11 protein-coding genes and 1 pseudogene are annotated in these 10,237 nt (G+C 53.4%); 4 read left to right on the top strand and 8 right to left on the bottom strand.

Annotation, left to right across the window (positions count from 1 at the left end; all coding sequences use genetic code 11):
• Positions 1 to 279, top strand: a pseudogene (locus tag SFLMC1_RS03785) (IS30 family transposase); the annotation flags it as partial.
• Between the two features lie 292 nt (positions 280 to 571).
• Here the strand turns inward: SFLMC1_RS03785 and SFLMC1_RS03780 are convergent.
• The 7 genes from SFLMC1_RS03780 to SFLMC1_RS03750 form a co-directional block, all read right to left on the bottom strand.
• Entirely contained in the window at positions 572 to 1,360 is a 789-nt protein-coding gene (locus tag SFLMC1_RS03780) for a DUF3825 domain-containing protein (RefSeq protein WP_152074671.1), read from the bottom strand.
• A gap of 87 nt (positions 1,361 to 1,447) precedes the next feature.
• A complete protein-coding gene (locus tag SFLMC1_RS03775; RefSeq protein WP_152074670.1) occupies positions 1,448 to 2,113 on the bottom strand; it encodes a helix-turn-helix domain-containing protein in 666 nt (221 codons plus the stop codon).
• Positions 2,094 to 2,762 (bottom strand): DUF3990 domain-containing protein, encoded by a 669-nt coding sequence (locus SFLMC1_RS03770; RefSeq protein ID WP_152074669.1) that lies wholly within the window; start codon positions 2,760 to 2,762, stop codon positions 2,094 to 2,096. The genes SFLMC1_RS03775 and SFLMC1_RS03770 overlap by 20 nt, the downstream gene beginning before the upstream one ends.
• A gap of 198 nt (positions 2,763 to 2,960) precedes the next feature.
• Positions 2,961 to 3,260 (bottom strand): nucleotidyltransferase family protein, encoded by a 300-nt coding sequence (locus SFLMC1_RS03765; protein WP_152074668.1) that lies wholly within the window; start codon positions 3,258 to 3,260, stop codon positions 2,961 to 2,963.
• Positions 3,261 to 3,288: 28 nt separating this feature from the next.
• Complete coding sequence (locus tag SFLMC1_RS03760) at positions 3,289 to 3,567, bottom strand: hypothetical protein (RefSeq protein ID WP_152074667.1); 279 nt, start codon at positions 3,565 to 3,567, stop codon at positions 3,289 to 3,291.
• A gap of 242 nt (positions 3,568 to 3,809) precedes the next feature.
• Positions 3,810 to 4,628 carry a hypothetical protein gene (locus tag SFLMC1_RS03755; RefSeq protein WP_152074666.1) on the bottom strand — a complete coding sequence of 273 codons (819 nt, stop codon included), beginning with the start codon at positions 4,626 to 4,628 and terminating at the stop codon, positions 3,810 to 3,812.
• Positions 4,629 to 4,722: 94 nt separating this feature from the next.
• Complete coding sequence (locus SFLMC1_RS03750) at positions 4,723 to 5,796, bottom strand: hypothetical protein (protein ID WP_154063902.1); 1,074 nt, start codon at positions 5,794 to 5,796, stop codon at positions 4,723 to 4,725.
• A 529-nt stretch (positions 5,797 to 6,325) separates the two neighbouring features.
• On the opposite strand from SFLMC1_RS03750, the gene SFLMC1_RS03745 reads away from it, so the two are divergent.
• Positions 6,326 to 7,441, top strand: a complete 1,116-nt coding sequence (locus SFLMC1_RS03745) for an AAA family ATPase (protein ID WP_118267980.1) — start codon at positions 6,326 to 6,328, stop codon at positions 7,439 to 7,441.
• A complete protein-coding gene (locus SFLMC1_RS03740) occupies positions 7,434 to 8,231 on the top strand; it encodes a hypothetical protein (protein ID WP_117743949.1) in 798 nt (265 codons plus the stop codon). Before SFLMC1_RS03745 ends, SFLMC1_RS03740 begins: the two co-directional genes overlap by 8 nt.
• A gap of 7 nt (positions 8,232 to 8,238) precedes the next feature.
• Here SFLMC1_RS03740 and SFLMC1_RS03735 read toward each other — a convergent pair whose 3' ends face one another.
• Positions 8,239 to 8,448, bottom strand: a complete 210-nt coding sequence (locus tag SFLMC1_RS03735; protein ID WP_147357156.1) for a hypothetical protein — start codon at positions 8,446 to 8,448, stop codon at positions 8,239 to 8,241.
• A gap of 170 nt (positions 8,449 to 8,618) precedes the next feature.
• On the opposite strand from SFLMC1_RS03735, the gene SFLMC1_RS03730 reads away from it, so the two are divergent.
• Complete coding sequence (locus SFLMC1_RS03730) at positions 8,619 to 10,139, top strand: hypothetical protein (protein WP_152074664.1); 1,521 nt, start codon at positions 8,619 to 8,621, stop codon at positions 10,137 to 10,139.
• Positions 10,140 to 10,237: the final 98 nt, after the last annotated feature.

Genomic DNA, 10,237 nt, shown 5'->3' with positions numbered 1-10,237 from the left:
GTCGAGATCAGGAAGCTGCTGCCCAAGGGCCGCGGCCTCAGGTTCGACCGGCTGGTCCCGGCGGACCTGGCGCTCGCGATGTCGCACGTGAACTCCGAGCCCCGCGGCGCGCTCGGCTTCGCGACGCCCGCCCGCGCCTTCCGGGCGATGCTGGGCGCCGACGCGGAGGCGCTGCTGGAGGCGTACGGCGTGGAGGACGTGCCCCTCGACGGGCTCGACCTGACGCCGGGCCTCATCGGGCGGGCGCGCGCAGAGAGGGGCGATGCCCCGCTGTCCTAGCCTAAGGGAAAACGGAATAGACTGACCGACCGTCCGGCTGAGTCTGGGAAGAGGTGCCGGGCGGCGGGCGGAGCATGGCCACCGGACCCATCGAAACACATCTCCACCGTTCCTTCAACTGGGAAAACGGCGCCCCCGGGCCCCGGGAGGGGCAGCGGGGGCGTTCGGCTAGGTGCGGGAACGGCCTATTTGCTCAATGTGTTCGGCTGAGATCGGAAATCAACCAAATTCGTGGGAGCAAACCGCACTGTTTCAACCCAGTCAGCCAACAAAACCGCAGCTAAACCACCATTTACCGCTTTATCCACGAGGTCTCGGGACGGCAGATAAGTCGCGCGTTGTTGTAAGCCATGTCGAGCGTGAGACAGGTACGCGCGGCGTAGAAACCGTCCTCGCGCTGGATGGTCAGCGCCAGTTCGGGCTTGTCGCCGGTTAGGCACAGCGGCAGCAGCAGCTGGATCCGGCCGCCGTAGAACTGCGGCACGGCGAGCGTGTAGTTGGCGGCGGCGCGGCGGGCGGCCTCGACGACAGCTCCCTCAAAGGCACGGCGGCGCAGCAGCGAGTTGCCCTCCCCCATCAGGCTTGCGGGAATACGCGTAAGGTTCTCCTCATCGCCCAGAATGTGGTCGATGTTGGAACGGATGGGCAGTCGATAGTCAAAGACCAGCTCGGAGGGGTCCTCGGCAAAGCGCACGCGGCACGGCAGGTACTCAAACGAAACCAGCATGGGGTCGCTTTCCTTAAAGAAGCCCTTTAAAAACCAGCGTTGGCGCGCGTCGGGCTTGGCGTTGGGCTCAAACAGGCCGTAGATGGTCTCGTAGCGGCGCGTGTACAGGCCGGTGTTGAATAGGCAGCGGTCGTCGTCGAACACCAGCGGCAAGTTGGACGGAGCGGCCTGGTCCACGTCGCGCTCGGTCAGGAACACCGCGCGGCTAAACGAGAACGACAGGTAGTTCTTGAGGATGCGGTTGCCGGGACCCCAGTCTTCGGGGTCGGCGAGGTCGGCCAGGCGTTCGTAGCAGGGCTCGGGGCAAAACGCAAAGTCGTACACATTGCTGCACAGGGTGCTAGGGAGTTCCATGTGGCGTCCATTCCATTCAATAACCGGCGTGCGGATGCTTAGATTTTATACGCGCGATGTAATCCCGGGGAGCACAACACAGTGGCATTAGGAGTCGTACTTTACAGCGATCGGTTGCCAGACTAGGTCTTCGATGCTGCAGTGTAAGGTTTTTGCGAGCGCCAATGCCGAGGAAACCGAGGCGCGGCGTAGGTCGAGCTGGTTCTGCTCGTAGAGTTGTATGGCGCGAAGCTTAACCCCCGATTGGGCGGCGAGCTGTTTTTGCGTTAGTCCGGCAGCCTTTCGTGCCGCTTTGAGGCCCTTTTTGTCTGCCTGGGCGTTGTTCCATTTTTCGATGACAATCTGGGCGAATTTATCTTCGGAGGCCTCGTGAAGCGGATGGTACGAGCCGATAATCCAATCGAGCGGAGCGACTTCGAGTAGCTTATTAAAGCCCAAGCTGCTCATCCATTGCGTATAGGCCATAACCCACCCCGCCCAATACTGAGGCGAACGGTCGAACGGATAGGTCTCCCTACACCTGACGGGGGTCAGTCCCGCATGAGCGATAATATCGCGCGCGAGCTCGTCGCCCGCCATGCCGCAGACGACGCGAGGCATACCGCGCTCAAACTGTTTCATCTCAAGAGCGTTCGACATGATCGCCGTCAACTCGGCTGGAGTCAGCCCTTGGTCACAGAGAGCAAAATCGACCGCCTCGCCCAGCGTTCTCATTGCATCCTCGAGATACATCTCACTGTAGGCGTGGGTCATCGCCCGTCATCCCCTCTCGAATGATATCGACGATACGTATTCCCTCAAACGGGTTTTCGGCAAGGAGCTCCCGATACTGCGCCCTTGCCGCTTCATCTCGTTCCTTGGCCAATGGACCATACAGAGCTTGCTGCGCACGTTCAAATCCAGCAAAACGAATGCTCTTAAACGCACGCTCGCTTTTGAGCACAATCTGCTCCCCCAGGTTACCGAGCCTCATAGATCGTCCAAGCTGATCGACGGTGATCGTATTGTTTACAAAAGCTCTGGCATAGCTAAAGTACGAGTCGTCCGCACGCCACCCCCTTATTACGTCGCAAGTGCTCGTCTGAGGTAGAAAGTGATCATGGAGATATTCGCACGCCCCCGCGGCAATGGCGGTATCTTTGCGAAAAGAACGATACTCAACGAGCAACGCTATCCAATGCAGGACGCAATATTGCGGCGATAGCAAGTCGAGAACTTTGAGATCGGCTATATCGAGTTCATAGCGATTCGCAAAGCCATCGGCATCGCGCGAGCATGCCCATTCCCTTGCAAGGTCGAGGCTCTCTGTGCAATAGAATCCCTGTCCATAGTCGTTATGGATTTTCCCCAGGCCAAGCTGGGGAGTCTCAATGATTTTCTGAGAACCATGCCACAGTTCCACGCGAGTCTCCTAACAGGTATCGCTCTAGCGATAGTATAACATACTATCGCTAGAGCGATACCTGTATTCAAATAGCAAGAGGGTGTCTGGAACCGAGTTTGAGTTCAATACTGGCTTCTAAGGCTCGCCGAGTCCGGAAGTATGCGACAAAATTCAGACTTGCTGATCACGCCGGAGCACACTAACGCTTCGTCCTGCTTACAGAGCTTCATAGACAAGCACCTCATCTTGCTCGATGCTTTTGCGGAAGGCCGGGCGCATGTGCTCTGGTGGGTTGGTGACGATATCAACCTTTCGCCCAAGTTCCCTCTCGAGCTCATGGGAGAGTTCATAAAGCGTGCCGAACGTCATGGTGTTGCCGCAGACTAGGCGCAAGTCAATATCGCTATCGGGCGTTTGTTCGCCTCGGGCAAACGAGCCAAATAAATATGCTTTGCTGACGTCGTATTGAGCAAGCACGCGAGAGACGGAGGTGGATATGTCGGTAGGCGAAATCATGGGTTATTTGCCGTTCAACAGTAGAACGTCAGGGGGCCAGCGTCGAAACCACCGGTCCGGCTTTTTGGCGTTCGGCGAGCTCGAAGATAAACGGGGCGTTAAATCTAATAAAGTCTGTCAAGAAATTGAGGTCATCAGCAGTAAATCCTTCGACGTTGAACCATTTGACCGCAGGCAAGAAGCAATCCGCATGGTCAAAGCCAAAGTCAACCGGGCGTTCGACGGCTACGCGAACGGTTCCGTCTTCTCTTGTCTCTGAGTAGGCAAACTGAGTGCCGTCATCAAGCTGAACATAGCTCCAAAGCATGTTTGCCTCCTTAGTGTTAACAGCCGAGTATAAAGAACAGATTAGATGCAGCGTGATGTGAATTGAATTATTCCCATAAGACCTGAACTGCTGATTATTTGTTTTGTTGAGATTTGAGCTATCTCACACTTCAGTGTCTTTTTGGCATGAAAACCGTAGCTGTGCGATGGTCGGGCTTTATGTCATGGATCGTACTCAGATTCAAGCGCCTGCATGCTCAGCTGCTTGCAGGCGCTTGAATCCTATAGATTACCCAAATGCTGCTCAACAGCCTCCATGCCAACCTCCACATATTTAAGGAGGCCTTGTATATCGTTGTAGTTCTTGGGCAAGCGATCTTTTTCAATACCAGTAATTTTGGCTAACAATTCGATTGTCACATCGAGTGCGAAGTCGATTAGTTTTTGAATTTCGCCGTAAGTTAAAGGAAGTCGCCTAACAAGCTCATCATAATTCAGTGCTTCCATGTCGCTATGGGCGAAAACCTTATTTCGCTGATCGCGAAGCATGGCAGTTAGTTTGTTGAGACCGGTAAGTCGTTTTTTCCATAAATTGGAAAGGTCATGAGTGGTTATACACACAGTAACCATTTCGTAATGATTTCCGAACAGTTTTTCATCTGAGCGTTGAGACTCAACTTCTTTGGGGTAGAAACGCTCCTCGTCCTTTGCCAATGGATGAACGATTGGTTTAAGCCTGTCAAAGTTTGGTCGATCATTAAATAAGGAGATTGCAAGCGCGTCGATTTCAGCAGAATGAGACTTGAAGTCTTCTATCAAGTTCCCAATACTGACGTCGCTTTTGGCATCAAATAACCGTGCGCAATTCATGAAACATGATTCGGTTAATGCAAGTTGTGTAAAGCTGAAGAAGCAGCCAGCGCAAATTACCTCATTCTCATAGTCGGAAGATGCTTTAGACAGTTCGCGAAGGATTGCTAGTTTCGTGTTGGCATAAAATGCCTCGTTGTATAGATAGCTGCAACGCTCAAGCAGCTCAAGAAGGCCGGCGTTTAATTCTTTCTTGGCAGCGTCAACTGTATGATCCGATTCGTGGTACATGTTAGATAAATCCTGAGCAATTGTTGTAATAAATTAATCTACTAATGCGTCGTTAAGAATATGGCCTTCTACATAGTCTATCGAAATGGGTGCTTCAGCACCCACATGCGGCAGCCATGAGCACTGTCCCAAGCAGCGAAAGCGCCAAAGAAGCGGCTATCCAGTTGTTGTCGCCGGTCTTGGGGAGTGCCACAGTTGTTGCGGTGGCAGGCTTGGGCTTGACCGTCTTGGCGACCGTGGTCTTGGTTGTCGCGGCCGCGGGTTTCAGCGAGGGATTTGCCGTGGGCCCCGGGGTGGGCTCTCCAGCAGCGGGGCTTGAATCGGCGGGAGACTTTTCCGCCCCACCGCCCGGTACCTCGCCCCTGTCCGTCTCCCCCGCCGGAGACGTGGCTACATCGGGCTCAATCACCACATGCGGTGCCACCGCACCGGTGGCATCCACCACGCCACCAGCTCCAAATGCCCCACCAGCAGGCGCCATAAACCGCGCGGAAACAAGCGACCCGCCCGTGCACGCAACGCCGCCGTCGGCACCGGCCGCATCGAGCCACGAGGCAGCGACGGAAAGCCGGCAGCCAGCCGCGCCAGCACCAATGCCCAGATCCTGCAGATACACGCCGTAGGCGCGCACGCCCGCTCCGGACCCGGCTCCCGCGGCGACGACGCGCCCGCGGCCGCGCACGGCCATGTCGCCGGCGATCACGCCGGCCACGGCCTCGTCCGTGACGTCGGCCCCGTCCGCCCGGGCATCGACGGCGCAGCCGTCCACCACGAGCGCCCGCGAGACGTGGATCGCGCACTGCGAGCCCGATGCCGCCAGGGACCCGGTGCCGCGAAGCGTCAGGCTGCCCCACACCTCCATGCCGCACTGCGTGATGTCCGCATCGGGCGCATTCGACTCCGTCACCGAGTTTTGCCCGGCGAGCGTCACGACCAGGTCGCCGTCGGCGGCGGTGGCGTCGCCCGCGTAGCCGTCAAGCTCCAGATGGCCGGCATCGGTCCAGGCCCAGCCGGGGCCCGACACGCCCGGCTCGCAGTACGTCGCGCCCGCGATAAACAGGCTCTCCGCGCCCGCGGCACAAGAAGGCCCGCCCAGCAAAACGCATAGGCAGGCCATGGCAGCGATCGCGATGTGATGACGGCCGGTGTGGGACTCGGCGGCAAACATAGCCGCTCCGATCTTCGCAGGAGCCAATAGAATATGCACCAGAAAAATGCCCTGGTAGCAGCACCTATTAGTTTAGCGAGATCGATGCGGGAGCAAAGAGAAATCGCGTGGGCAATGTCCACAATTAGGTGTAAATCGTTTTGCCAGCCGGTGAAAGGGAGAATCAGCTTCCGAATTCGCCCTTCACGTTTCTGATGATGTTGTTTGATAAATGGTTCCGATAGTCCATAAAAGATGGTTCATAATAGATTTAGATGAAAAACCTTCGGATTTGTAAGGCGGGGTCGCTGAGACGGTACCGCCTAGTTTTATCAGCGTGCGCCTAACGATCGAGATCACATTCACCCTCGCGCGCGAAGAAGTCTTGCCCTGCGAAGACTATGATCGGTTGGACAGGCCCGGCGTATATCGCGTACTTCCGTAGTTTTTCTTCGGAATATCCGTATTAAAAATACGGGCAAATTGACCAATTTGCTAAGCTACTTTATCCTGTGTTTCAAATAGACTCAGAAAGCAGAGGAGCCGTGCCATGCTCAAGAAGTTTTCGGTTTCAAATTTCAAGTGCTTCAATAAGCGAATTACATTTGATCTATCCGATCCCGCCAACTATTCATTCAATCAACAGGTAATTCAGGATGGCATTAAGGCAAAGGGCATCATATATGGTGCGAATGGCAGTGGAAAGTCCAATTTCGCCCTCGCGATATTCGACATTGTTCTGCATCTGACCGACAAGGAAAAGCTGCTCAAAAAATACTCGCCATACCGGTGCCTTAATTCAAAGAGTTCAATTACAGAGTTTCAATACGATTTTGTCTTCGACAATATCGAGGTCGTATACCGCTACGGGAAAACCGACCCACAGACGCTTGTATACGAGAGTCTGTACATTGCTGGCGTGGAGGTCTTGAGCTACAGGTTCGACGCTCAAACGGGCCATGTTGACCTGCCGGGCGCCGAGTCCCTCTCGCTTTCTACCGATCTCCCCACTGAGTCCGACAGGCTGTCGCGTGTCAAATATGTCAAGAGCAATGCAATACTGCGAGATGAGCCGTCTGCCAGGGCGTTTAGAGCCTTCACCTCCTTTGTCGACAACATGCTCATGTTCTACTCGCTCGATGAGCGTGGATATCAGGGGCTTTCGGTTGGCTCGGATATCTTTACCCAGGGCATTATTCGCGAAGGAAAGATGGAGGACTTCCAAGAATTCTTGCGCCAGCAGGGAATCTCCCTGAACCTCGTATCCGTGGACGTGAATGGAGTTCCCGAGCTTTATTGCAGGTTCGAGGGCGGTACCGTTCCGTTTGCGTCGGTCGCCTCGACAGGCACCATGTCACTTGCTCTGTACTACTACTGGTATATCAAGATGAGCAAGGCTTCCTTGGTCTTTATCGATGAATTCGATGCCTTTTATCACTTTGAATTGTCCCGGTCGATCGTGGAGATGCTACGGGACCTTGAGGGTGTCCAGGTTTTCATTACGACGCACAACACGGACCTTTTGACGAACGACCTCATGCGTCCCGATGTCTATTTCATTCTCAAGGAGGGGGAGATTCGCTCGCTGGAAAAGCTAACACCCAAGGAGCTCAGATTGGCGCATAACCTCCAGAAGATGTTTAAGGCCGGTGCTTTCGATGGCTAGCCCGGTCACGCTCTTCATCGTTGAAGGAGAGTCGCGTGACCTGCGCTTTGCGGAGAAGATGAAGGATCTTTTTCTGAAAGGGAGAGATGACCTGAGGGTGATCTGTCTGCCAGCGGCGCAGAACATCTACATGCTTTACGAGCGGCTTGCAGAGGAGGACTTCGATCTGGATGTTGTGGAGGTACTGAGAGAAACGGTGCCTTCTGCTGCAAAATGTCTAGAGGGCGTGGAGAGGGATTCTGTTGATGAGGTCTTTCTCTTCTTTGACTACGACTCTCATCAGAACAATGCGCCTGGATGCGAGTCCGATGCCCTTGTGGAGGCGATGCTCCTCGCATTCGATAACGAGCACGAGAGCGGAAAGCTCTATATAAGCTACCCGATGGTCGAGGCACTGTACGATTATCGCGCAGGGCAGTGCCAGGCGCATTCAGGCTGTTTTGTTGACAACTCGGAAATCGCTCAATATAAAAATAAGTCGGGAGAGGGAAACGTTAACGTGGGGAAGCACATGGAGCTTCCCCAATGGAAAGATGCAATCGCTGCCTTCGTATTGAGATGCAAGTGCCTGCTCGGTCTCGATGAGGTTTCATTTGAGACGTATCGAGAGCTGGTTACGGTCGATGCGATCTTCCGCGAGGAGAAAAGGATGCGGATCGAGGACGGTTCGGTGTTTGTGCTATCGGCTTTTCCAGAGTTTCTGCTCGACTATTTCGGTGATAAGTTCTTTAATTCCATGGCTCCGATGCGCCACCTTAAGTTCGATGATTGCCCCCGAGGAAATGGATGAGACGCAATTAATCTCGCGGGTACAGGTTCTCCTGTCTAAATTGTGAACTCGGCATAAGAGACGTTGTTGGCCATGCCCCGGACAGCATCCAGTCGATGATGTTCTCTTGCCTGATGCCGCCGCGACCTCCCACGTCAACGCGGTCGAGCGTGAGCGGGGTCTTCGGATAGTTGTTCCGAATCGCCTGCAGCGGCGCGAGCTCGGGAAAGTACCTCACTATCAGCTTCCCCCACTCCGACTTCGGGTTCACGCAGGTGATGTGGAACCCGTTAAGCCCAGCTTGGACAAGCTGTTAGGAGACTGGCATTTCGCCTGCGTCGATCTCGAGAGGATCGGCGACAAGGTTGCGAACAAGGACTGGAAAGGTCATTATGAGGGGTAAGTAAGATGACAGACAACACGTATTCGGGAACTCTAAAATTCAAAGATGTTGATTTTGTCTTTGTGTTCGATGGCTCTGAGCTTGTTCTCATCCCGCCCAAAGAACGCAAGAATGACATTATGTGGGGTTGGCTAAAAAAAGAAATTTGCCCCGGTGTGTATACATCCGGCGACCCTTTGACTGTTGATGTGCCTTATCTTGACGGCTTCTGCAACGAGACAAGCAAGCGATTGATCTTTTTGACCAGGGAGGAATCGACTGTCGGAAGTCGAAATTCGACTCTGTATATCAACGTTGCTGGGTATCTGGAATGTAGCCCGAATACCAATGGTTTTTGCAGGATGACTCTATCCGGCAGGGCCTTGAATTACATTCATCCGGTTAATAGGGCATTCTCGCAGGTATTTGATTCTGACGACCTTACAGAAAAGGGAATCATCTCTATCAGGACAAATGGATTCGACAGAACTTCGACCGTGAAGAGAGCATTTCGCTTTGAGGGCAGAGATATCGCGGCGTATTTCTCAGTTGGGTGGACATGCAGTATGAAAATTAGTACTCCACCCATCACCCTTAATTCCAGCATGATTTTCGAGTTTGATGAAACGGACGATTACTGGTTTTTCTATCGCCTGTGGCATGCAGCAGAAGACTTCCTCAAATATCTGACATTCAGCAAAAACACACTAATTGAGGATTGCAGCCTGCAGGCTATGTACGACGACTCGCATTACCCCAGCACAGCTGAATTCAAGCTAGCGAGATTCTCAGAGCCATTTGATACCAAGCCTCTTGAAAAAGGTCGATATATTCAGCTGTCTTTGCTGGACCCGTATGAGATTAAAATGTTTGGAGCGATTGCAGACGGAGAAATCTACCTAAGGCATATTCCTGAAACATACGAAAAGGGACATACGCTCGATGCATCGGACTTCGTGCTGACTTCCGCAGCATTTGAATGGGAATTTGACCAAGCGTATCCAAGCGGAGTTGTCAAATCAGAAGCTCGAGTGGCTGCTGAGCAACGAGCATCAGCTCAGATGGATGAATGCATTAACCAAAGCTCCGGAAAAGCTAAAAAGATATTGAAATATGCAAAGAAGAGCATCGGCTTTAGCAATCTGGAATCGAAGATAGTACAGGCTGGTCGAGATTTTCATGAAATGATTGGGGTATTTGGGGAAGGTCTATACAAAAGGAATGATGAGGAATTTTCCTACGAAGTCATTGGAAGCAGGCTGGCTGAGCAAAGAAATGACTTTGCCCATGGAAACATTGACAAGGATTTCAAAGGTGCTGCCATTCTTGATTTGCTGCTTCTACGCTATCTTGTCTATGCAATGCAGCTGAAGCGCATCGGTGTCTCAGCTGCAAATACTCGCAGAGCGATAAATGAGCTATTTGGCTTAATGTATTACCTCCCTGCAGAAGACGGTGACACAGAGACGGTGGCCAAGAACACTGAGATAAATGAGCCGAACAACGAAACCGAAGGCAATGCAGACGAAATCGTAGAGGCGGAATAGAATGGTTCCCGACTGCTGCGGAATGTACGGATTGCTGCCGTATCCTTAGTAATTAAAACTGTCCGTTCAGTAGTAGGGGCGCGCCGGCGTTAGCCGGT

It is taken from the genome of Collinsella aerofaciens (genome assembly GCF_901212495.1).
Lineage (GTDB): Bacteria > Actinomycetota > Coriobacteriia > Coriobacteriales > Coriobacteriaceae > Collinsella > Collinsella aerofaciens_H.
This window is presented reverse-complemented; position numbering and strand designations above follow the sequence as displayed.